Source organism: Streptomyces albidicamelliae (genome assembly GCF_025642175.1).
Taxonomy (GTDB): Bacteria; Actinomycetota; Actinomycetes; order Streptomycetales; family Streptomycetaceae; genus Streptomyces; species Streptomyces albidocamelliae.
This window is the reverse complement of sequence record NZ_CP106795.1, coordinates 5,818,009-5,841,085: the sequence shown is the minus strand read 5'-3', so window position 1 is coordinate 5,841,085 and position 23,077 is coordinate 5,818,009. Positions and strand designations below refer to the sequence as shown.

The window sequence follows — 23,077 nt, the reverse complement described above, 5'->3', positions numbered from 1 at the left end:
TCCGTGAGAGAGAGGTCCGCGGGGTTGCCGCGGCGGGTCCGCTCGGTTACTGCGGGGGGTTGCCGTGCTTGCGGGAGGGCAGGTCGGCGTGCTTGGTCTGGAGCATGGCCAGGGATTTGGCCAGGACCTCACGCGTCTCGGCGGGGTCGATGACGTCGTCGACCAGGCCGCGCTCGGCCGCGTAGTAGGGGTGCATCAGCTCGGCCTTGTACTCCTTGACCATCTTCTGACGCATGGCCTCGGGGTCCTCGGCGTCGGCGATCTGCCGCCGGAAGATGACGTTCGCGGCGCCTTCCGCGCCCATCACGGCGATCTCGTTCGTCGGCCAGGCGTAGGTCAGGTCGGCGCCGATCGACTGGGAGTCCATGACGATGTAGGCACCTCCGTACGCCTTCCGCAGGATCAGCGAGATCCTCGGCACGGTCGCGTTGCAGTAGGCGTACAGCAGCTTCGCGCCGTGACGGATGATTCCGCCGTGCTCCTGGTCGACGCCGGGGAGGAACCCCGGCACGTCCAGGAAGGTGACGATCGGGATATTGAAAGCGTCACACATCTGGACAAAGCGCGCAGCTTTTTCACTCGCCTCGATGTCCAGGACGCCGGCGAGGACCTGCGGCTGGTTGGCGATGATGCCCACCACCTGACCGTCCAGCCGGGCGAGGGCGCAGATGATGTTGCGCGCCCAGCGCTCGTGGACCTCCAGGTACTCGCCGTCGTCGACGATCTCCTCGATGACCTTGGCCATGTCGTACGGCCGGTTGCCGTCGGCCGGGACCAGGTCGAGCAGGACGTCGCCGCGGCGGTCGACAGCGTCGGACGTCTCCGCCCGCGGCGGGTTCTCGCGGTTGTTCTGCGGGAGCAGCGAGAGGAGGTAGCGCACCTCCGCGATGCAGGTCTCCTCGTCGTCGTACGCGAAGTGGCAGACGCCGGAGGTCTCCGCGTGGACGTCGGCGCCGCCCAGGCCGTTCTGGGTGATCTCCTCGCCGGTGACCGCCTTGACCACGTCCGGACCCGTGATGAACATCTGGGACGTCTCGCGGACCATGAAGACGAAGTCGGTCAGGGCGGGGCTGTAGGCCGCGCCGCCCGCGCACGGACCCAGCATCACGGAGATCTGCGGGATGACGCCCGAGGCCCTGGTGTTGCGCTGGAAGATGCCGCCGTAGCCGGCGAGCGCGCTGACGCCCTCCTGGATGCGGGCGCCCGCACCGTCGTTGAGGGAGACCAGGGGCGCGCCGGCCGCGATGGCCATGTCCATGATCTTGTGGATCTTGGTGGCGTGGGCCTCGCCCAGCGCGCCGCCGAAGATCCGGAAGTCGTGGGCGTAGACGAAGACCGTGCGGCCCTCGACCGTGCCCCAGCCGGTGATGACACCGTCGCTGTAGGGCTTCTTCGCCTCCAGGCCGAATCCGGTCGCCCGGTGCCGGCGCAGCTGCTCGACCTCCTGGAAGGACCCCGCGTCGAGGAGCAGCTCGATCCGCTCCCGCGCCGTCAGCTTGCCCTTGGCGTGCTGCGCCTCGGTCGCCTTCTCGCTGGGGCCCGCCACTGCCTGGGCACGAATCTCGTGCAGCTCGGCGACCCGTCCGCGCGCGTCCGTCGGCTCGCCGGTCGGCTCACCCGTCGTCTCTTCCAAAACGGTCATGTAGCGACCTTACGAAGGACACCAAGGAAAGCGAGCCGTCGACTCCGTACAGTCTCCAGCCCGTTTTCCTGGTGCCAGTGAACAGAACCACAGCGCCGTGCAGCCGTTCCGACTGCTCAGGGGGCACCGGCGTTGTAGAGGTGCCACAAAGTCGTCACCTGAGAGCCACCTCACATTCGTGGGTGGAACATGCCATCCCCGGAGTGACACGGACCCTCAGACGGCGGTCCGCCGACAGCACCACCACGCTGTCGTCGGCCCGGACGACCGCACGCACCGAACGGTCCCAGACGAGCTCCAGCGGTTCGCCCGTCCGGGGCGGTTCGCTCACGTGCAGGGTGGCCGTCCGGCCCCGGCGCACGACGAGCACGCTCGCCCCCGCCGAGACGGTCAGCCGCCCCACGGTACCCGCCCGCCAGAAGGTGGCCGCGGTCAGGCCGTGGCGGGGTACGGCGACGGCCTGGCAGGTGTCGTCGTCGGCGAGGACGGACAGCCAGTACGGGTCGGCGGCCCGGGCGGCGGTAGCGGCCAGGGAGGCGCCGGGCAGCAGGACGTAGAGGTATCCGGCGGCGGCCGGGTCGGTGCCGTGGTCGAGCCAGAGGGTCTGCCAGCGCCGGGTCCGCCGTTCGTCCGTGGCGGCGGTGTTGATGTCGCCCCACGCGCCGGTGCGGTCCTCGCGCAGGGTGCGCAGGTCTCCCCCGCGCGGCAGGATCCAGCCGCCGTGCTCCTCCAGATGGGCCCAGTTCCGGCGGCGTACGAAGGTCTGGGTGCCGTCCTCGCCGAGGTTGCGGTTGTCCACGACCGTCTCCACCGGGACACCGTCGGCGCAGCTGATCCCGGCGCCGAGGCAGACCACCGCGTCGGGGAGGAAGAACCAGGACTTGCGGGCCTCCAGGGTGGAGCCGAGCCCCTTCAGGTGCTGCCCGACGGCCGCGTACCGGCCGTCCGTGGTCCCGCCGACCCAGCGGACGTCCGGCCGGGGCGCTCCCCACTCGCCGCCGGCGCGGTCGGGGAGCCGCTTGGTGGACACCGTGGTGCCGGGCAGCCGGTACCAGTCGACGGTCGGCCAGTACCAGTCGGTGTACTGGTCGCCGCGCCCCCGCGGCCACCAGGAGAGCATGCCGGAGCCGGTGTGCCAGCCGCGCGGGTTCTCGCCGTTGCCGCACTCGTAGTGGGCGATGCGGTCGCTGGCCATGGAGAGGGCGGCGGTGAACCGGTGCCCGCGGTGGACGGCGCGGTCCATCGCCGGGAAGAGCCGGTGCCCGAGCGGCTCCGGGGCCGCCGGGACGGGTGACCGGGCGACCGCGTCCAGACGGGCGAGGTCGGCGACCGTGAGCTGCCGGGCGGCGGCGATCGGGGTCACCGTGTCCCGCTCCGTCCATCCCTTGATCAGGCCATGCCACCTGGTGCGTGCCGGCTCCTCCGTGACGCCCGCGAGCAGGGCGACGGAGGCGATCAGGTTCTGCCCGTGGAAGTGGTCGCCGCGCATGACCCGCAGGTCGTCGTCGCGCAGCCGTCCCCGGCTGATGGCACGGCCGTTGACGCAGTCCATGACCAGTCCGTCGTGGATCAGGGGCGCGTAGGCGTGCTCGACGCTCTCCAGCACGTTCCGCCGCAGCGGGTCGGTGATCCGCCAGGGCGATCCGGCGAGCAGCACGAACAGCCGGGCCAGGCCGTCGAGCAGGACCTGGCCGTACGTACCCGAGTAGGCGACCCGGGTGTGCTGGACGAACGAGCCGTCGGCGTACAGGCCGTCGCCGCCGGTGACATGGCGGAAGACCGGCGAAAGGGCGTCCCGCGCCAGGGAGATGCGGCCGGCGTCCCGCCCGAGGACGCCGTGCAGGGCCGCGCAGCGGCAGAGGTCGACGCGGTTGGCTCCGGTGGAGACGCCCGTGTAGTCGGTGAGCAGCGCGTCCGGGACGAAGTGGCCGACGGCGGCGCAGGCCGCCACGACCCGCGCCGCGCCGAGCTGTTCGTACAGGGCGGCCGTGATGTCCATGAGCAGGCGCGGGCTGCCGATCCGCCACTCCCACCAGTTGCCGTAGGGGACGGTCCCGGGGTGGTAGACGGTGGCCAGCAGGTGGTCGAGGCCGCGCAGCACGGCGTCGAGGAGGCCGGGGTCGCCGGTGCTGCCGGTGCCGGGCTGGACGTGGGCCTGGGCCATGGTCCACAGCCGGCCGAGGGCGAAGGTGATGCCGGCCGGCGGGTCGAAGGGGTGACCGGGCCACAGCGAGGCGGGTGCCGGGGTCATGGTGGCGCCGAAGTCCCGTGCCAGGGAGCCGAGTCGGGCCAGCTGGGAGGCGTACGGCTCGGCGGCCGGGTCGTATCCCGTCCCCAGGGTGAGGTCCAGCCAGCGGCGGCGCAGCAGGTCGTGGGGATCGCCGGCCGCGCGGGCGGGTGCGGCGACCGGGAGCAGGGCGGCGGCCAGCAGCGCACGACGGGTCATGCCCATGGACCGGCCACCGCCCTCTCGTACGGCTCAGCAGCCGCCGCAGTTGTAGTAGAGGACGTCCCAGTGGTTGCCCTCGTCGGCGTAGATGTTGCCGGAACCGGACTGGTACTGCGGGGCGCCGTCGCCGCGCAGGCCGATGTAGGTGAAGTTGTTCTTGATGTACGAGGTCACGCAGGTGTTCTTGCCGTAGTCGAGCTTGTAGCCGTTCCAGTGGGAGTACGTGCCGGAGGCGTGGCCGGTCTCCGTGCCGCCGGTGATGTTCAGGGCGCAGCCGCTCGCCCGCTTAAGGGTCTGGGCGCCCTGCGCGGTGGCGAGATTGAGCTGGTCGAAGGACGTGCAGGTGGAGTTGTTCCGGTTGGTGCAGTTGCCGGAGGACGACCAGGTGATGCCGACCTGCCGGAACATCGACTCGGCGGTGGCCTGGCTGATCTTGGTGACGGCGAAGGCGTCGGTGGCGGTGCCGACGACGGCGACGCCCGGGGCGACGACGAGGGCGAGCGCGGTCAGGAGGGAGCGGACCTTCAAGGGCTTCATGGGGACCTTCCTGCGATGGGCCGTGCTTCCGGTGGGGTCGGCTGTGCAGGTGGTGCATGCAGATGGTGCCCGAGTTCTACGCGCGTCCGAAAGAGGGCGGACATCATCACTCGGTGCGACCATGAAGACACACTCCGGATGATGTTGAAAACTGAACAGGATGGGTCTATCGTCGGAGAAGCAAGTTAGTTGAACGTTAAACAGGACTAGCGAGGAGCACCATCATGGGCATCTTCAGCCGCAAGGACAGCACCCCCGAGACGACCGCGGCCCCGGCCGCCGCGGGTCCCGACCTGACCGCGCTCACCGGCGACTACACGATCGACCCGGCGCACACCACGATCGGTTTCGTGGCACGCCACGCCATGGTCACCAACGTCAAGGGCGCGTTCCACGACTTCACCGGCACGCTGCACCTGGACGGCGCCGACCCCACCCGGTCCACCGCCACGCTGGACATCAAGATGGACAGCATCGACACCGGCAACGCCGACCGTGACGGTCACCTGAAGTCCTCCGACTTCTTCAAGATCGACGAGTACCCGGCGATGACCTTCCGCTCCACCAAGGCCGAGTCCCTGGGCGGCGACGACTACCGCATCACCGGCGACCTCTCCCTGCTCGGCGTGACCAAGTCGATCAGCATCGACCTGGAGTTCAACGGCGCCGCGACCGACCCCTTCGGCAACCAGCGCGTCGGCTTCGAGGGCAAGACCGAGATCCTGCGCTCCGAGTGGGGCCTGACCTGGAACGCGGCCCTCGAGACCGGCGGCGTCCTCGTCTCCGACAAGATCAAGCTGAACTTCGACATCTCCGCGATCAAGAACGCGTGACCCCTCCGGCGCCCCGCCGGACGCACCACGAGCGCGCCCGCCCCCGGAACCGGGGAGGCGGGCGCTCGGCTTGCGGCCCTCCGCTCAGAAGCCGCCGCCGAAGTCGCCGCCGCCTCCGCCGCCCCCGAAGTCGCCGCCTCCCCCGCCGTCGCCGAAGCCGCCGCCGAAGTCACCGGGGTCGAAGTCGGTGCCGGACACGTCACCGCCCTCGTAGCCGCCGCCGAAGTCCCCGCCGTAGTCGCCGCCGCCGAAGTCCCCGTACCCGGTGCCGTAACCGGCCGCGTAGGACGGGGTGGCCATGACGCTGCCGAGCAGGGTGCCGACGAGGAGGCCGGGAAGGATGCCGCCGCCGAAGTAGCCGCCCGCCCAGGGCCCGTAGGCCGGACCGGCGTCCCAGTAGGGCCGGCGGCCGTGCTCGGTGTCGACCTCGCGGATCACCGGGTCGCGGCCGCCGGCCAGCCGGGTCGCGTCGGCCGCGCAGACCGGGACCCGCCGCTCGGCCCCGCCGGGCGGGGTCCAGGTGGCGTCCGCGACCGAGGGACCGTGCCGGGGGTCGAAGAAGCAGGGCGGCCGGCGTTCCGGAAGCTCGCGGCCCGCACGGCGGGCGGCCAGCCGGGCCAGCGAGAAGCGGCCGTCCTCCAGCGCCTCGGTGACCGTGCGCACGTCCTCCGGCCTGCGCGCCTCTGCCATGCGCCGCTTCGCCGTCTCGTAGGCGTCCAGGGCCTGCTCGTAGTCGGCACGCATCGCGTCGTCCGCGCCCGGCTCCGACGGGCTGAAGTCCAGCCGGTCGAGCTCCTCGCCGAAGGCGGTGATGTCCTCGTCCACCACGACCCGCAGGCGGTCGAGGGCGGCCCGCTGCTCCGCCTCCCGCCGCCGGCGGTTGCGGCGGACCAGCGCGTACGCGCCCGCACCGCCCGCCACCAGCACCGCGCCCGCCGTGATCAGCGCGGCACCGGACGCACCGCCGCCGTCCGAGCCGGACGAGCTGCCCCAGCTCTTCGGGGCGTGGCCGCCCATGGTGGCCAGGGCGCGGTCGGTGAAGTCGGCCAGCTGGGCCCTGGCGTCCTCGCCCTGGACACTGGCCACCAGGTTCCGCCGGGCCGTCGCCGACATCACGGAGGAGTCGGCGCGGGCGTCGAAGCGGTCGCCGAGGCGGATGCCGTAGAGACCGGTGACACCGGTCGCGGCCCGCAGGTCGGTGAAGAGGTCCGCGGTGGGGTAGCCGGCCGGCAGGACGGCGATGAAGAGGGGTCTGTCGGCGTCCTTGATCTGCTTGGCCAGCGCGTCGGCGTCCGCCTTCGGCAACCGGGCGGAGGCCGCCGGATCCACGTAGACGGGACTCTGGCGCAGCGACCGGGCGATCGCCGAGACGCTGGTCTCCGCGCTCGCGCGGGGCGCGAACGTGCTCGCCATCAGCAGGACGAGGGCGGCGAGGAGCAGGGCCGGGAGGCTTCGGGTCCGCGGGACGGCCTTCATGCTTCGAAACTACCCGAAGCCTCCCATAACCAGTCATACAAGCGGAACGGCCGAGCGGGCTACGCGGCCCGGTAGGCCTCCGCCAGCTTCTCCACCGCCTTTCCGTACCGGCCGGTCAGCAGCAGGTGGTCGGCGTCGGCGAACGGCTTCGCCACCGCCTCGGTCAGATGGCCGTCCGCCTTCTCCTGGACGAGCAGCCGTGCCCTGGTCACCAGCTCGCGTCCGGTCCGGCCGGCGTGCGCCCGCTCGGCCGTCGCCGCTGCGACGGCGAGCGCCCGGAGCGTCGCCGCACCGCCCTTCGGGACCGCTGTGCGGGTGGTCAGACCCCAGCCGTAGGGGAACTGCGGGTCGTACGAGGCGTCGCCGACGTTGATCGGGAGCTGTGCCCCGGACCGGGGCCACGTGACGGGGAGCTGTCCGGTGAAGGGACGCGCGCCGTAGAGGACGTCGGCGACGCCGTCGCCCTCGGTGCCGGGCAGCCAGGAGGCCACCAGCGCGTCGATCCCGGGCAGCCGGTCGCCGATGAGCTGCGGCCGCCCGGAGACGATGAGCACCGCGCACTTCATGGCCGCGCACACCCTGTCCACGGCGGCCTTGTCGGCCGCGGACAGCTCCAGGTCGTGGCCGTTGCCGACGTCGCCGACACCCTCGGCGTACGGGGTCTCGCCGACGACGACCACGCCGACGTCGTAGCCGCCGGTCGGGGCCGAGGCGTCCTTGGAGTACGTGACGTCGCCACCGGCCCGGCGCAGCCCCTGGAGGATGGTCGTGCCGGAGGTGACGTTCCCGGAGGAGCCCTGCCAGGTGAGCGTCCAGCCGCCGGTCTGGTTGCCGAGGTCGTCGGCGTTCGAGCCGGCGACGTAGACCTTCTGGCTCTTCCTCAGCGGCAGGACGTTCCCGCTGTTCTTCAGCAGCACCTGCGACTCGGCGGCGGCCTTGCGGGCGACCGCCCGGTGGGCCGGGGAGCCGATGGCGGCGGCGCCGGAGGTGTCGGCGTAGGGGTGCTCGAAGAGGCCCAGCGCGAACTTCTCGGTGAGGACGCGGGAGACGGCGTCGTCGATCCGCCGCTCGCTCACCCGGCCCGCCTCCACCTCGTCGACGAGCGCGCCGGCGAAGTCCTTGTAGCCGTACGGCACCATCATCATGTCGACGCCCGCGTTCACGGCCGTGCGCACGTGAGCGGCGTAGTCGCCGGGGAGCTGGTCGATGGCGTTCCAGTCGCTGACGACGAAGCCGTCGAAGCCCATCCGGCCCTTCAGCTCGCCGTTGATCATGTCGCCCCGGGCGTGCATCTTCACCGCGCCCCTGCCGTCGCCGGTGATGTCGAGGGAGGAGTACGACGGCATGACCGTGCCGATCCCGCGCCGGACGGCGGTCCGGTAGGGCGCCAGGTGGATGTCCGCCAGCTGCTGCCGGGTGACCGTGGTGACACCCTGGTCGATGGTGTAGGTGCCGGTGGTGGAGGAGCCGTAGGCGGTGCCGCCGTCGCCGACGAAGTGCTTGGCGGTGGCGAGCACCTTGTCGTCGCGCTTCAGGTCCCGGCCGTCGGCCCGGCCCTGGAGGCCCTGGATCATGGTCTCCATGGACTCCACGAGGGCGGGGTCCTCACCGAAGGACTCGTAGGAGCGGCCCCAGCGTTCGTCGCGGGTGACGCACAGACAGGGGGCGAAGTCCCAGGGGATGCCGGTGGCGCGGACCTCGGCGGCCGTCACCGACCCGGTGTCCTCGGCGAGTTGCGGGTCGCGGCTCGCGCCGATGCCGATGTTGTGCGGCATGATCGTGGCGCCGGCCAGGTTGTTGTGCCCGTGGACCGCGTCGACGCCGTAGACCAGCGGGATCTGGAAGCGGGTAGCCCGGGCGCGGAGCTGGAAGCCGTCGATCATCCTCGCCCAGGCCTCGGGGGTGTTGGGCGTGGGCACGGAGCCGCCACCGGAGAGCAGCGAGCCAAGTCCGTAGGCGGCGATGTCGCCCCCGGCGCCCACGGCACCCCGCTCGGCCTGGGTCATCTGACCGGCCTTCTCCGCCAGGTCCATCCGGGACAGCAGGTCAGCGACGCGCTTGCGCACCGGCAACTTCGGGTCCAGGTAGGGCAGTCCGTGCGCGTCGATGACGACCTGCGGGGTCTCGGCGGGGGCCTTGGCGCCGGTCACCGTCAGTTTCAGCGGTACCGTCTCGGCGGGTTCGGCGGCCTTGTCCCGGCGGGTGGGCACCGCGACCGTCCGCGCGGTACCGGAGGCCGAGCCGGCCGGGAAGGTCAGGGTGCCGGAGACGGGGGTGTAGTCCCGGCCGGGCTCGGCGGTGCCGCCGCTCGTCTCGTAGTGCACGCTCACGGGCTCCTCGACGGGTGCGGAGCCGGTGGTGGACAGGACGACCTTCACGCGTGCCGTGGCACCCTCGCGGACCGGGTGAACGACGGCGTCGGTGGTGACGGAGGCGCGCAGCGACTGGTCGGCCCGGCCGTACAGCTCCACGCCGTCCATGGCGAAGTCGCCCTTGACGCCGACCGGGAGCGTGACGGCGTAACCCCACATCTCCTTGAGGCCGAGGACGTGGTCGATGCCGCCGACGGGCTGGTAGTCGGTGCGGTAGGCGAAGTCGGTGAACGGGATCCGGATCTGCTTCCAGCCGGTGAAGTCGTCGGTGAAGGAGGCCGTCCAGAGTTCGGAGGCCTCGCCGTTCGCACCGCCGTCCTTGATCTCGAAGGCGATCTTCCTGCCGCTGTCGTCGCCGTCCCACCAGAGGCGGACGCCCTCGTGGGCCGACCAGTCGTGGGCGGGTTCGCCGGCGGCGAAGTCGTGGGTGAAGCCGCCGTAGCCGCTGATGTCGTAGCTGCCGCCGAGGACCTTGCCGCCCTCGGGGGCGTCGGCGCGGGCGGCGAGCCGCAGGGCGGGCGGGTCGTCGGCGTCGCTCCCCCAGGTGAAGATGCCCTCCGCGGGCTGGGAGGCGAAGGGGACCTCGCCCTCGAAGCGGTCGACGGGTGTGGGCGGGGGGTCGTCCGCGGCTCGCGCGGTCGCCCAGGGGAGCAGACCGGTGAGGAGTGCGGCGGAGGCGAGCAGGGCGGTTCTTCGCATGGACCTTCCCTCGGCTCTCGTGGTTCACTCATGACTTAGCTCATGACATGAGTTAACTGGGGGCCCATAGGCCCGTCAAGACGGCACATCAGGACGGCCGGGGCGCGAACTCTCCCCCACACCAGGCACGTTGGCTCTCCCCAGAAGGGCGACGCACCATGAGAAGACGCTTGCGCACGGCCCGGCTGCTCCTCGCCGGCCTGCTGACCACCGCCGGGCTCACGACCCTCGGCACCGGCTCCGCGCACGCCGCCGGCGAGCAGGTCACGGCCTGGCTCACCACGACCGACGACTCCGCGGGCCGGCACGTGGTCCGCGGGCTCCAGGCACAGACCCCGTTCGCCTTCCAGTCCGGGACGGGGGGCGGCGGCGAGAACATCACCGTGGACGAGAACACCCGCTACCAGACCTTCACCGGCGGCGGCGCCTCCTTCACGGACACCGCGGCCTGGCTGATGAACAGCAGCGGGGCGCTGTCCCCGGCGACGCGGGACGCGACCATGCGCAAGCTGTTCTCGCCGGCGGACGGGATCGGGCTGTCGTTCCTGCGCAACCCGATGGGCGCCTCGGACCTGGCCCGGTACGGCTACACCTACGACGACGTGCCGGCCGGGCAGACGGACCCGAACCTGGCCAGGTTCTCGATCGCCCACGACCTGGCGGACGTCGTGCCGCTGACCCGGCAGGCGCTCCAGCTGAACCCGTCCCTCACGGTGATGGCCTCGCCGTGGACGGCACCCGCCTGGATGAAGGACAGCGGCTCGCTCGACGGCGGCTGGCTGAAGGCGGAGGACTACGGGGCGTACGCCGCCTACTTCGTGAAGTACCTCCAGGCCTACAAGGACCAGGGGATCGGCGTCTCGTACGTGACCGCGCAGAACGAGCCGACCTGTTGTTCCGGCTACCCGTCGATGAGCTGGAACGCGAGCGGGCTGGCGTACTTCACCAAGAGCGAGCTGCTGCCGAGGCTCCAGGCGGCCGGACTGACGACCAAGGTGCTCGCGCACGACTGGAACTGGGACGTCTACGACTCCTACGCGGCCCGGACCGTGGACGACGCGGCCGTGCGCGACCACCCGAACTTCGGCGGGATCGCCTGGCACGGGTACGGCGGCGACATCGGCAAGCAGACCTCGGTGCACGACCAGTACCCCACGCTGGACGCCTTCGGTACCGAGCACTCCGGCGGCACCTGGATCGCCGACCAGCAACGCGAGGACATGTCGAACATCATCGACTACACCCGCAACTGGGCGAAGTCGGTGACCAAGTGGTCGCTGGCGGTGGACCAGAACAAGGGCCCGCACAACGGGGGCTGCGGCACCTGCACCGGCCTGATCACCGTGCACAACGGGGACGGGGCGAGCGGGACGGTCGACTACACGATCGAGTACTACACCATGGGCCACCTGACGAAGTTCGTCCGGCCGGGCGCGCAGCGGATCGCCTCGACGGCGTCCACGGCGGTGCCGAACGTGGCGTGGCGCAACCCCGACGGCAGCAAGGCGCTGATCGCCTACAACGGCGCCTCGACGGCGCGGACGGTCACCCTCGACTGGGGCGGCCGGCACGCCACCTACGCGCTGCCGGGCAGGACCTCGGCCACGTTCACCTGGTCCGGCACGCAGTCCGGCGGGGGCGGCAGCAGCGGCTCCTTCACCGGACTCGCGGGCAAGTGCCTGGACGTGGCGGGCGGTTCGGACGCCAACGGCACGGCCGTGCAGCTCTACGACTGCAACGGGAGCGCGGCCCAGAAGTGGACGGTACAGGCGGACGGTTCGGTCCAGGCGCTCGGCAAGTGCCTGGACGTGGCGTCCGGTTCGACGGCGAACGGGGCCAGGACGCAGTTGTACGACTGCAACGGAACCGGTGCGCAACGGTGGTCGTACGACCCCGCCACGGGTGATGTGGTGAACACGGCGGCCGGCAAGTGCCTCGACGTCACGGACAACTCGCCGGCGAACGGTGCCCGGGCACAGATCTGGTCCTGCACCGGGGCGGCCAACCAGAAGTGGCATCTGCAGTAGGGCGGGCACGTCCCGCCCTCCGGAGGGGGCGGGACGTGATCGGTCGTCAGGGCGCCGCCGCGCGGCGGCGGGCGGCGGGGCTGCTCGGTGGCGGGTGCGGGCTGCTGCTGCTCAGCGGCTGCGCGGCCGTCGACCTGCCGCTCGCCGCGGTCGGACTCGGCCCGGACGGGGTGCCGTACGCCCTGGTCCGGCCCTGCGGCGACGACGGATACCAGGGGCCGCACCTCGACGGGCGGGCGCGCGGGGCCGGTGACGGACCCGCCACCACCGGCTGGGACGCAAGGGCCGAGGGACTGCACGGGGACGCCCGCTTCCCGCTCTTCACCCCGCCCGGCGACTGGCACGCCCGGCATCGGGGGAAGCAGGAGCTGCAGCCCCGGCACACGTACGTCCTCGGGTTCGGGCACTACGTCACCGGCGACTCCTACAACGGCGTCGTGGAGTTCACGTCCGAACAGATCGGGCGGCTGCGGCCGGGCCAGGTCCGGGCGGACGGCCGGCCGATGAGCCGCCACGCGTTCGAGAGGCTCGCCGAGGACTCCTGCTGAGCGGCGTCCGCCCGGGCACTGGGGGACGATTGGGGGAGACCGGCGGCCCTGCCGGACGTCTCACCGAGGGAGCGGGACCATGCGCGAGTTCCTGGTCGAGATCACCACATCGGTACCCGAGGGCACCAGTGAGGAAGAGGTCGCCCAGCGGCGTGCCGCCGAAGCCGTCCGGGCCCGGGAACTGGCCGCCGCCGGTCATCTTGCGCGGCTGTGGCGCCCGGTCGGCGAGGCGCGCAGCATCGGCATCTGGCGCGCAGAGGACGGCGAGGAACTCGACTCGAAGGTCCTGGGTACCCTTCCGCTGCACCCCTGGATGACGTTCCGGGTCACCCCGCTGGAGCCCCACCCGAACGACCCCGGCCCGTCCTGACCCGTCCGTGCGCCCGTCCGTCCTGGAGTCTTGTATGACCACACCGCAGGATCTGTTCCTCGTCAGCCTGGACGTCCCCGGCGAGCGTCCCGTCGAGCAGGGCGACCTGTCGCTGGCGCTCGCGGGCGCCGAACTGATCGACCTGCTCGGCGCCCGGGCACTGACCCTGGACGGCGAGCGCATCGTGCCCGGCGCGCCGCTGGCCACCGGCGAGCGGCTGCTGGACGAGGCGCAGTCGGCGCTCGTCCGGCAGGAACCCTACGAGAAGGTCGAGGACTGGCTGTGGCGGCGCGGTGAGGGTCTGGCCGTGGCCTACGGCGACGCCCTGGAGTCCGCGGGGCAGCTGTCCGGGAAGCGCCGGCACTGGCTGTCCTTCCGGAGCGCGGACGAGCTGCACGCCGACACCCCGGCCCGGCGGCACGCCGCCGACCGCTGGTGGTCCCACGAGCCCGTCCTGACCGGCCTCGCCGCCACCCTGCGCATCCAGACCGACCGGCCCGCCGAGGAGGAGCCGGACGACGAGTCGGTCGTCACCGTGCTGCTGGCGGTCGGCGACGCGGTGACCGAGCTGGAGGCCGTGCGCGAGCGGCGGCGCATCGAGAACGTGGCCTTCGACAACATCTGGCGGGCGCCCTGATCACCGCGTGGGCCGGCCGATGCCCAGCAGATTGCCCTCGCTGTCTCGGAACCAGGCCGCCCGCTCCCCGTGCGCGCCCTTGCTCGGGTAGTTGCCCTCGATCTCGGCGATGCCGTCCCGGGTGCTGAACCCGGGCACGTCCACGTCCTCGAACACCACGCCGCGCCGCCGGAGCTCCGCGACGGCCGTCTCGATGTCCTCGTCGATCTCGAACCCCATCTGGGTGAACGTGCCGGGCGAGGCCCCGGTGGAGCGGAACACCACGAAGTCCGTCCCGCCGCAGCGGTACAGCAGTCCGCCGGGGCGCTCGTCCACGGGATGCAGGCCCAGTTTCTCCGCGTAGAAGCGCCGGGCCCGCTCCAGGTCCCCGGCCGGCAGCCGGGTCGCCACGCGGGCCCGGGACAGCACTCCACCGTCGTCTGTGGTCATGACTCCACTGTGCGGCGGGAGGCGGGTGCGGCGCCTCGTCCGGTTACTCCGCCGGCTCCACGCCGGCCCGCAGCAGACCGTAGGTGTACGCGTCCTCCAGGGCCTGCCAGGAGGCGGCGATGACGTTCTCCGCCACGCCGACCGTGGACCACTCGCCCGTGCCGTCGGAGGTGGAGATCAGGACCCGGGTGGTGGAGGAGGTGCCGTGCACGCCCTCCAGGATGCGGACCTTGTAGTCCACCAGGTCGAGCTTGGCGAGCTGCGGGTAGATCTTCTCCAGCGCCACGCGCAGGGCCCGGTCCAGGGCGTTGACCGGGCCGTTGCCCTCGGCGGTGGCGACGATGCGCTCGCTCTTGGCCCACAGCTTGACCGTGGCCTCGTTGGCGTGGCTGCCGTCGGGGCGGTCCTCGACGATGGCCCGCCAGGACTCGACCTCGAAGTACTTCAGGGGCCTGCCCTCGACCTCGGCGCGCAGCAGCAGCTCGAAGGAGGCGTCGGCCGCCTCGTACGTGTAGCCCTTGAGCTCCCGTTCCTTCACCCGCTCGACGACCCGGCCGACCAGTTCGCGGTCGCCGCCCAGGTCGACGCCGAGTTCCTTGCCCTTGAGCTCCACCGAGGCGCGGCCGGCCATGTCGGAGACCAGCATGCGCATGGTGTTGCCGACCTGCTCGGGGTCGATGTGCTGGTACAGGTCCGGGTCCACCTTGATCGCGGAGGCGTGCAGGCCGGCCTTGTGCGCGAAGGCGGAGACCCCGACGTAGGGCTGGTGGGTGGAGGGGGTGAGGTTCACGACCTCGGCGATGGCGTGCGAGATGCGGGTCATCTCCCGCAGCCGGCCCTCGGGCAGGACCTGCTTGCCGTACTTCAGTTCCAGGGCGGCGACGACCGGGAAGAGGTTGGCGTTGCCGACGCGCTCGCCGTAGCCGTTGGCCGTGCACTGGACGTGGGTGGCGCCCGCGTCGACGGCCGCGAGACTGTTGGCGACCGCGCAGCCGGTGTCGTCCTGCGCGTGGATGCCGAGCCGGGCCCCGGTGTCGGCGAGGACGGTGGAGACGACCGCGTGGACCTGGGCGGGCAGCATGCCGCCGTTGGTGTCGCAGAGGATGACGACGTCCGCGCCCGCCTCCGAGGCGGTGCGCACGACGTTCTTCGCGTATTCGGGGTTGGCCCGGTAGCCGTCGAAGAAGTGCTCGCAGTCGACGAACACCCGGCGGCCCTGCTCGCGCAGGTAGGAGACGGTGTCGCGGACCATCTCCAGGTTCTCGTCGAGCGTGGTGCGCAGTGCCAGTTCGACGTGCCGGTCGTGCGACTTCGCGACCAGGGTGATCACCGGGGCGCCGGACGCCAGCAGGGCCTTGACCTGCGGGTCGTCGGCGGCCCTGGCGCCCGCGCGGCGGGTGGCGCCGAAGGCGACCAGCTGCGCGTGCTTGAACGCGATCTCCTGCTGGGCGCGGGCGAAGAACTCGGTGTCCCGCGGGTTCGCGCCGGGCCAGCCGCCCTCGATGAAGCCGACGCCGAAGTCGTCCAGGTGCCGGGCGATGGCGAGCTTGTCAGCGACGGTGAGGTTGATGCCCTCGCGCTGCGCGCCGTCGCGGAGCGTGGTGTCGAAGACGTGGAACGAGTCGTCGAGCTCGCTGGTTGCCGTCTCGGTCATGGTCTCAAGGCTCCTGATTGTGAATCTTCGGTCGTACCGGAATGACCGGCTCCACCGTCCCCGCAATACTCCCTCGCGCTCCGTTCCCGGCCGTGGGTGGGCCGGAAAACGAAAAAACCCCTCGCGGGTGCGAGAGGTCTGCGCGCGGGTCGAGAACGACGGTGGCCACCCGCACCTGGTCGTACGAGGTGGTCACTGCGGACCGGCGCGCCTGCTGCCAATAATCACGGCGAACGAGAGCACGGGGGAAGTCTGGCACAGCACCGCCCCCGGCTCACCGGTCGTCTCAGGATGCGGGCGTCACCGTGGACTCCGCCGAGCTCTCGGCGGCCCGCATTCTGGCCAGATCCAGATCCTTGGTCTCCCGCATGGTGACGTACACCACGAGGGACACGGCGGCGCAGCCCGCCACGTACCAGGAGAAGCCGGTCTCGATGCCGGCGTTCTTGAACCAGAGGGCGACGTATTCCGCCGTGCCGCCGAACAGGGCGTTGGCCACGGCGTACGGCAGGGCCACGCCCAGCGCGCGGACGCCGGTCGGGAACAGCTCGGCCTTCACACAGGCGTTGATCGAGGTGTAGCCGGTGACCACGGTGAGCGCGAGCAGGGCGAGGCCGAGGGCGGGCCAGTAGCCGTCGGCGTGCCGGAGCAGCGTCATGATCGGGACCGTGAGGACGGTGGAGCCGACGGCGAAGGTGATCAGCAGCGGACGCCGGCCGACGCGGTCGGAGAGGCGCCCGGCGAGCGGCTGGAGACACGCGAAGACGATCAGCGCGGTGAAGGAGACGAGGGTCGCGGTCTCCTTGGACAGGCCCGCCGAGTTGGACAGGTACTTCGTCAGGTAGGTGGTGTACGTGTAGTAGGCCACCGTGCCGCCCATGGTGAGGGCGACGACCAGCAGCGCCTCCCGCCTGTGCCGCCACAGGGCGCGCAGGGTGCCGCGCTCCTCGGTGTGCGAGGTGTCCTCCGCGTAGACCTCGGTCTCCAGCATGCTGCGGCGCAGGTAGAAGACGACGGCCGCGCCGGCCGCGCCGACCACGAAGGGGATGCGCCAGCCGTAGCTGTGCAGGGCTTCGTCGGACAGCGTGCGCTGCAGGACGATCTGGAGGCCGAGGCCGGCGATCTGGCCGGCGGTCATGGACACGTACTGGAAGCTGGAGGCGAAACCGCGGCTGCCCGGGTCGGAGGCCTCCGTCAGATAGGTGGCGCTGGCCGCGTACTCGCCGCCGACCGACAGTCCCTGCAGCAGCCGGGCGACCAGCAGGACGAGCGCGCCGCCGTAGCCGGCGGCCGTGTAGGTCGGCGCGACCGCGATGAGGACCGCCGACGCCGACATGAGGCTGACGGTGAGGGTCAGTGCCGCCTTGCGGCCTCTGCGGTCGCCGACCCGGCCCAGCAGCCAGCCGCCGACGGGGCGCATGAAGAAACCGACGGCGAAGATGCCGGCGGTGTTCATCAGCTGGGCCGTCGGGTTGCCGCTCGGGAAGAACGCGCCCGCGAAGTAGGTGGCGAAGCTGGCGTACACGAACCAGTCGAACCACTCGACCATGTTGCCCGCCGAGCCGACCCAGATCCGCTTCCAGTGTTGTCGTCCCATGCGCCGTTACCTGCCCGGCGGCGGAGCGAAGGATTCCTCTACCGGGGCCGGGTGTCCGAGTCGTGCCCCCCGGCATCCGCCAGGAGCGCGTCGGTGATGAACTCCCGCACGTGCGCGAGCACTTGTGCCCGGTCGGTGCCGCGCAGCCCGATGGCGACGTGGATGGAGAACCCGTCGAGCAGCGCGCGCAGCCGCGACGCGAAGCGGTCCGCGTCCACCGGCCGGAACTCCCCGCGCGAGATGCCCTCGGCGAGCAGTGCCACCAGGTCGCGGTGCCAGGCGCCCTCGATGGCCGCCTGCCGGACGCGGGCCTCGTCGTCGGCGTTCTGCGACCGGTTCCAGACCTCCAGCCAGAGCGTCCAGTGCGGGTCGCGGTGGCCGTCGGGCACGTACAGGTCGACGTAGGCGGCCAGCCGCTCGCGGGCGGTTCCGCCGCCGGTGAGCAGCCGGCCCCGCTCCGCGCCGAGGCGGCCCTCGCTCCACTCCAGGGCCTGCAGCAGCAGTTCGTCCTTGGAGCGGAAGTAGTACAGCAGATGGCCGCTGCTCATCCCGACCTCGCGGCCGAGCCCCGCCATGGTCAGCTTCTCCAGACCGCGCTCGGCGATCATGTCCATGGCCGCGGCGAGGACGGTCTCGCGGGGCGGCGCGTTCCTCCGCGCCCGGGGCTCACCGGCCATCCCGACTCCTACCCGCTCATGCCTTCGGCTGCTGCTGGGTGATGCAGTGGATGCCGCCCCCACCCGCGAAGATCGTACGTGCATCCACCAGGGTCACCGTCCGCTCCGGGAAGAGCCTGCGGAAGATGCCCGCGGCGATCTCGTCGCGGGGGTCGTCGAAGCCGCACAGGACGACGCCGCCGTTGCAGAGGTAGTGGTTGATGTAGGAGTAGTCGGCCCAGTGGCCGTCGGCCTCCAGCACGGTCGGGGCGGGCACCTCGACGACCTCCAGGGCCCGCCCGCGCGCGTCGGTCGCCGACCGGAGGATGCCGATGACCTCCTTGCCGACCTCGTGGTCGGGGTGGGCCGGGTCCGGCTGGTGGTGCGCGACCACGACGCCGGGACGGGCGAAGGCGGCGACGATGTCGACGTGGCCGAGGGTGCCGAAGCCGTAGGGCGGGTAGTCGCCGGTCAGGCCGCGCGGCAGCCAGATCGCCTTGCTGGTGCCGAGGTGGGCGTGGATCTCCGCCTCGACCTCCTCCCGGGACCAGTGCGGGTTGCGCTCGGGGCCGAGCTGCACGGTCTCGGTGAGCAGGACCGTGCCCTCGCCGTCGACGTGGATCGCGCCGCCCTCGTTGACCAGCTTCGAGGCGTACGTCTTCGCGCCCGCGAGGTCGGAGACGTACGCGGCGACCTTGGAGTCGTGTTCCCAGCGGGCCCAGTCCTGGGCGCCCCAGCCGTTGAACGTCCAGTCCACGGCGGCGAGGGAGCCCTTGCCGTCGGTGAGGAAGGTCGGGCCTATGTCGCGCATCCAGGCGTCGTCGAGGTCCCGCTCGACGGTGTCGATGCCCGGGCCGAGCAGCGTCCGGGCGTGCGCCGACTGGCCCGGTCCGCACACGACGGTCACCGGCTCGAAGCGCAGGACGGCACGCGCCACCGACGCCCAGGCCATCCGGGAGAGGCGGAGGTCGTCCGGGTCGTCGAAGGTGGGGTTGGGGCCCGGCCACGCCATCCAGGTGCGCTCGTGCGGGGTCCACTCGGCGGGCATGCGGAAGCCGTCGGCGGCGGGAGTCGTCATGTGTCGGGTTCCTTGCGTCCGGTGCATCAGAGGAAGTAGAGGCGGTTGAGGGAGACGGAGTCGGCGGGCGCGGAGCGCAGCGGGTCGCCGTCGAGGCTGACGAGACCCGTGCGCTGGTCGACGTCGACCGCTCCGACCCGGGCGTTCAGCCGCAGGTCGGCGGGTCCGATGCCGCGGGTGCCCCGTACGGCGACCCGCCGGCGCCGGGTCGGCATCGTGTCGTTGCCCTGGTCGAGGGCGGCCCGGGCGACGAAGGCGACGGAGATGTCCGCGGCCGTGGCCCCGTAGGAGCCGAACTGCGGCCCGAGCACCAGGGGTTCACAGGTGTCGGTGGCCGCGTTGGGGTCGCCGACCACGCCGTACGCCGGGAAGCCGGCCTTGAGGACGAGCTGCGGCTTGGCGCCGAAGTACTCCGGGCGCCACAGCACGATGTCGGCGAGCTTGCCGGCCTCGATCGAGCCGACCTCGTGGGAGAGGCCGTGCGCGATGGCCGGGTTGATGGTCAGCTTGGCCATGTAGCGCAGGACGCGGGCGTTGTCGTCCCCCTCGCCGTCGCCCTCCATCGGGCCCAGCTCGGCCTTCATCTTGCCGGCCATGGCGAAGGTGCGGCGGACGGTCTCCCCGGCGCGGCCCATGCCCTGGGCGTCGGAGGAGGTGATGCCGATCGCGCCCAGGTCGTGCAGCACGTCCTCGGCGCCCATCGTGCCGGCGCGGATCCGGTCGCGGGCCATGGCCGCGTCGCCGGGCAGGTCGGGCTTGAGGTCGTGGACGGAGACGATCATGCCGTAGTGCTCGGCGACCGCGTCCCGGCCGAAGGGCAGGGTGGGGTTGGTGGAGGATCCGATGACGTTCGGCACGCCGGCCATCTTCAGCACGTTGGGCACGTGCCCGCCGCCGCAGCCCTCGATGTGGAAGGCATGGATGGTGCGGCCCTCCAGCACCTTCAGGGTGTCCTCCACGGACAGGCACTCGTTCAGCCCGTCGCTGTGCAGGGCGACCTGGACGTCGTGCTCCTCGGCCACCCGCAGCGCCGTGTCCAGCGCACGGGTGTGCGCGCCCATGTCCTCGTGCACCTTGAAGCCGGACGCACCGCCCTCGGCCAGCGCCTCGATCAGCGGCGCGTCGTCAGAGGACGAACCCCGGCCCAGGAAGCCGATGTTGACCGGCCAGGCGTCGAAGGCGTTGAAGGCGTGCCGCAGCGCCCACGGCGAGTTGACGCCGACGCCCCACACCGGGCCGAACTCCTGCCCGATGATGGTGGTCACGCCGGAGGCGAGGGAGGCCTCCATGATGCGCGGCGACAGCAGGTGGACGTGGGTGTCGACGGCACCGGCGGTGGCGATCAGCCCCTCGCCGGAGACGATCGAGGTGCCGGTGCCGACCACGACGTCGACCCCGTCGAGGGTGTCGGGGTTGCCGGCCCGGCCGACGGCGCAGATGCGGCCCTCCCGGATGCCGATGGAGACCTTCCGGATGCCCTGCACCGCGTCGATCACGAGCACGTTGCTGATGACGACGTCACAGGTGTCGCGGACGGCCGCGGCCTTCAGGTGCAGTCCGTCGCGGGCGGTCTTGCCGAAGCCCGCCAGGAACTCGTCGCCGTACCGCTGGGAGTCGGACTCGACGCGGACGGTGAGTCCCGAGTCGCCGAGGCGGACGCGGTCGCCGGCGCGGGGGCCGTGGGTGGCGGCGTAGGCCCGCGGGTCGACATGGATCGCCCGGCTGACCTCGCGTCCCTTGGAGCGGCTCATCGCGTCTCGCCTCCTTCGCCCGTGGTTCGCGTGCCGTCCGTGGCCTCGGTGATTCCCAGGTATCCGCAGGCTGCGGCCCTGCGGAGGGCCTCCTGCCGCGCTCCGGGCGCGTCCAGCGGCCCGTCGACCAGCCCGGCGAAGCCGATCGCGATCCGCTCTCCGCCGATCGGGACGAGCCCGACCTCCCCGCTCTCCCCCGGCCCGAAGCGGACCGAGGACCCGGCGGGTACGGCGAGCCGCATGCCGTAGGCGGCGGCGCGGTCGAAGTCGAGGCGCGGGTTGGCCTCGAAGAAGTGGAAGTGGGAGGTGACGGAGACCGGCACGGTGGCGGTGTTGGTGACGCCGAGCCGGATCACCGGCTCGGGGTCGGCGTGCTGGGGGCCGGGCAGCAGGGCGCCCGGCGCGTCCTCGCCGAGGCCGCCGCCGATGGGGTCGGAGACCACCGCGAGGCGGGAGCCGTCGTCGAAGACGGCCTCGACCATCACCTCGGTGACGACGTCGGCGACACCCGGCAGCACGTCCTCGGGGCCGAGCACGGACCGGGCCGCCTCGATGGCCTCCGCGAGCCGTCTGCCGTCCCGGGCCGCCTCGCAGACGGTGTCCGCGATCAGCGCGGTCGCCTCCGGCACGTTCAGCCTCAGGCCACGTGCGCGGCGGGCCCGGGCCAGCTCGGCGGCTCCGAAGAGCAGCAGCCGGTCACGTTCCGTCGGGGTCAGTCTCACGACGCGGCACCTCCTTGCCTTCCACAGGTTAGAACATCACTCTAAACACAGAATTCATGAAACAGAAGCATTGACCGGCGACCGCAGTTCACGCCACATTGAACGTCGCTCAAACACCGCCCAGCTAGCCCGGACCCTCAGGCGGCCGTCGAAGGAGATGCAGCCATGCCGATCGAACAGCGCGGAGTCGACACCATCCCGGACGAGGAGCGGACCAGCGGTCCACGCGACCTCGTCTCGATCCTGCTCGGCTCCAACCTCTGCCTCGGGGTGATCATCTTCGGCTGGCTGCCCCCGTCCTTCGGGCTGGGCTGGTGGGCGTCGGTCGGGGCCATCGTCGCGGGCACGGTGGTCGGCACGCTGTTCACCGCACCGCTGGCGCTCGTCTCGCTGCGCACCGCGACCAACCTCTCCACCTCCTCCGGCGCCCAGTTCGGCGTGCGGGGCCGGCTGGTCGGCTCGGTGGTCGGTCTGCTGCTGGCCCTCGGCTACACCGCCCTGACGGTGTGGATCGGCGGCGACGTGATGCTCGGCGTGCTCGGCCGGCTGTTCGGGGTACCGGCGGACGGGCTGTCGTACGCCCTGGTGTACGCGGTGCTCGCCGGGGCCACCGTCGCGGGCGCCGTCTACGGCTACCGGGTGCTGCTGGCCATGTCCCGGGTGCTGGCCGTCGGCATGACCGCCCTGCTGGTCCTCGGCCTCCTCGCCTACGCCCCGCACTTCACGACGGCGGCGCTGCCGGACGCAGGCGGCTATCTGCTGGGCTCGTTCTGGCCGACCTGGCTGCTGGCCGCGGTGGCGGCGGGCCTGTCCGGGCCGATCGCCTTCATCACGCTGCTCGGCGACTACACCCGCTACATCTCCCCCGCCCGCCACTCCGGCCGCACGGTGCTGCGCTCCACCTGGCTCGGCCTGATCCTCGGGCTGCTGGTGCCGCAGCTGTTCGGCACCTTCACGGCGTACGCGGCGCACGCGGCCACCGACTACGCGGGCCCGCTGGTCGCCGCCTCCCCCGCCTGGTACCTGGTGCCGCTGCTGCTGTCCGCCTCGGCGGGCTCGGTCGGCAACGCGGGCCTGATGCTGTACTCCATGGGTCTGGACCTGGACGCCATCCTGCCGCGCGCCTCCCGGGCCCGTGCCACCTGCACGGTCGCCGTCGTCGCCACGGCCTGCGTCTTCGCCGGTCACTACGCCTGGGACGCGCAGTCGGCGATGACCTCCTTCGTGCTCCTGCTCACCGCCGTCGGCACGCCCTGGGCGGTCATCACCCTCATCGGCTTCGTCCGGTGCCGCGGCGTGTACGACGCCGACGCCCTCCAGGTCTTCAACCGCCGTGCCCGGGGCGGGGTCTACTGGTACCGGGCGGGCTGGAACGTCCGGGCCACCGTCTCCTGGGCGGCCGGCGCGCTGGTCGGCCTGCTGGCCGTCTCCCTGCCGTCGTACGAGGGACCGCTGCTGGCGCTGACCGGCGGGGTGGACTGCAGTTTCCTGCTGTCGGGGGCGGTCGGCGGGCTGGCGTACCTGCTGCTGGGCTCCGGCCGGGAACGGCCGAGGGCCGCCGCGGACGTCGAGGAGTCCGAGGCGGCCCTGAGCCGGTAGC

General features: G+C 71.9%; 18 protein-coding genes. 6 read left to right on the top strand and 12 right to left on the bottom strand.

Going from position 1 to position 23,077, the window contains the following annotated elements; genetic code table 11:
• Positions 1-46: 46 nt before the first annotated feature.
• The 3 genes from N8I86_RS26780 to N8I86_RS26770 all read right to left on the bottom strand — a co-directional run bounded on the left by N8I86_RS26780 (position 47) and on the right by N8I86_RS26770 (position 4,628).
• Positions 47-1,642: an acyl-CoA carboxylase subunit beta gene (locus N8I86_RS26780; RefSeq protein ID WP_073889856.1), complete on the bottom strand. Its 1,596-nt coding sequence runs from the start codon at positions 1,640-1,642 to the stop codon at positions 47-49.
• A 154-nt stretch (positions 1,643-1,796) separates the two neighbouring features.
• Positions 1,797-4,094, bottom strand: coding sequence for a polysaccharide lyase 8 family protein (locus N8I86_RS26775; protein ID WP_263278893.1), 2,298 nt, complete (start codon positions 4,092-4,094; stop codon positions 1,797-1,799).
• 27 nt (positions 4,095-4,121) lie between these two features.
• Positions 4,122-4,628 (bottom strand): hypothetical protein, encoded by a 507-nt coding sequence (locus tag N8I86_RS26770; RefSeq protein ID WP_073889853.1) that lies wholly within the window; start codon positions 4,626-4,628, stop codon positions 4,122-4,124.
• Positions 4,629-4,852: 224 nt separating this feature from the next.
• Here N8I86_RS26770 and N8I86_RS26765 point away from each other — a divergent pair, with 224 nt between their 5' ends.
• On the top strand, positions 4,853-5,461 hold the full coding sequence (locus tag N8I86_RS26765; protein ID WP_073889852.1) for a YceI family protein: 609 nt from the start codon (positions 4,853-4,855) through the stop codon (positions 5,459-5,461).
• Positions 5,462-5,545: 84 nt separating this feature from the next.
• On the opposite strand, the gene N8I86_RS26760 is transcribed toward N8I86_RS26765, so the two are convergent.
• Together N8I86_RS26760 and N8I86_RS26755 are read right to left on the bottom strand one after the other, a co-directional pair.
• Positions 5,546-6,937, bottom strand: coding sequence for a hypothetical protein (locus N8I86_RS26760; protein WP_263278892.1), 1,392 nt, complete (start codon positions 6,935-6,937; stop codon positions 5,546-5,548).
• Positions 6,938-6,996: 59 nt separating this feature from the next.
• Positions 6,997-10,008: a glycoside hydrolase family 3 protein gene (locus N8I86_RS26755; protein ID WP_263278891.1), complete on the bottom strand. Its 3,012-nt coding sequence runs from the start codon at positions 10,006-10,008 to the stop codon at positions 6,997-6,999.
• A 158-nt stretch (positions 10,009-10,166) separates the two neighbouring features.
• Here N8I86_RS26755 and N8I86_RS26750 point away from each other — a divergent pair, with 158 nt between their 5' ends.
• The 4 genes from N8I86_RS26750 (at position 10,167) to N8I86_RS26735 (ending at position 13,590) form a co-directional block, all read left to right on the top strand.
• Complete coding sequence (locus tag N8I86_RS26750) at positions 10,167-12,035, top strand: ricin-type beta-trefoil lectin domain protein (RefSeq protein ID WP_263278890.1); 1,869 nt, start codon at positions 10,167-10,169, stop codon at positions 12,033-12,035.
• 35 nt (positions 12,036-12,070) lie between these two features.
• Positions 12,071-12,583 (top strand): hypothetical protein, encoded by a 513-nt coding sequence (locus N8I86_RS26745; protein ID WP_263278889.1) that lies wholly within the window; start codon positions 12,071-12,073, stop codon positions 12,581-12,583.
• 79 nt (positions 12,584-12,662) lie between these two features.
• Positions 12,663-12,953, top strand: coding sequence for a muconolactone Delta-isomerase family protein (locus tag N8I86_RS26740; protein WP_073889846.1), 291 nt, complete (start codon positions 12,663-12,665; stop codon positions 12,951-12,953).
• Positions 12,954-12,987: 34 nt separating this feature from the next.
• Positions 12,988-13,590, top strand: a complete 603-nt coding sequence (locus tag N8I86_RS26735; protein WP_073889844.1) for a GOLPH3/VPS74 family protein — start codon at positions 12,988-12,990, stop codon at positions 13,588-13,590.
• Here the strand turns inward: N8I86_RS26735 and N8I86_RS26730 are convergent, their stop codons facing one another.
• From N8I86_RS26730 to ureA, 7 genes are all read right to left on the bottom strand, one after another.
• The gene (locus tag N8I86_RS26730) at positions 13,591-14,019 is read right to left on the bottom strand and encodes a VOC family protein (RefSeq protein WP_123436567.1); all 429 of its coding nucleotides are present in this window, start codon (positions 14,017-14,019) and stop codon (positions 13,591-13,593) included.
• Positions 14,020-14,062: 43 nt separating this feature from the next.
• Positions 14,063-15,673 (bottom strand): citramalate synthase, encoded by a 1,611-nt coding sequence (gene cimA / locus N8I86_RS26725; protein WP_123436568.1) that lies wholly within the window; start codon positions 15,671-15,673, stop codon positions 14,063-14,065.
• Between the two features lie 286 nt (positions 15,674-15,959).
• Positions 15,960-17,270 carry an MFS transporter gene (locus N8I86_RS26720; RefSeq protein WP_263278888.1) on the bottom strand — a complete coding sequence of 437 codons (1,311 nt, stop codon included), beginning with the start codon at positions 17,268-17,270 and terminating at the stop codon, positions 15,960-15,962.
• Between the two features lie 38 nt (positions 17,271-17,308).
• Positions 17,309-17,947, bottom strand: coding sequence for a TetR/AcrR family transcriptional regulator (locus tag N8I86_RS26715; protein ID WP_263278887.1), 639 nt, complete (start codon positions 17,945-17,947; stop codon positions 17,309-17,311).
• A gap of 16 nt (positions 17,948-17,963) precedes the next feature.
• Positions 17,964-19,004 (bottom strand): agmatine deiminase family protein, encoded by a 1,041-nt coding sequence (locus tag N8I86_RS26710; RefSeq protein ID WP_073889835.1) that lies wholly within the window; start codon positions 19,002-19,004, stop codon positions 17,964-17,966.
• 26 nt (positions 19,005-19,030) lie between these two features.
• The gene (locus tag N8I86_RS26705; protein WP_123436572.1) at positions 19,031-20,755 is read right to left on the bottom strand and encodes an urease subunit alpha; all 1,725 of its coding nucleotides are present in this window, start codon (positions 20,753-20,755) and stop codon (positions 19,031-19,033) included.
• Entirely contained in the window at positions 20,752-21,477 is a 726-nt protein-coding gene (gene ureA, locus N8I86_RS26700) for an urease subunit gamma (RefSeq protein ID WP_263278886.1), read from the bottom strand. The genes N8I86_RS26705 and ureA overlap by 4 nt, the downstream gene beginning before the upstream one ends.
• A gap of 165 nt (positions 21,478-21,642) precedes the next feature.
• Here ureA and N8I86_RS26695 point away from each other — a divergent pair, with 165 nt between their 5' ends.
• Entirely contained in the window at positions 21,643-23,076 is a 1,434-nt protein-coding gene (locus N8I86_RS26695) for a cytosine permease (protein WP_263278885.1), read from the top strand.
• Position 23,077 lies beyond the last annotated feature (1 nt).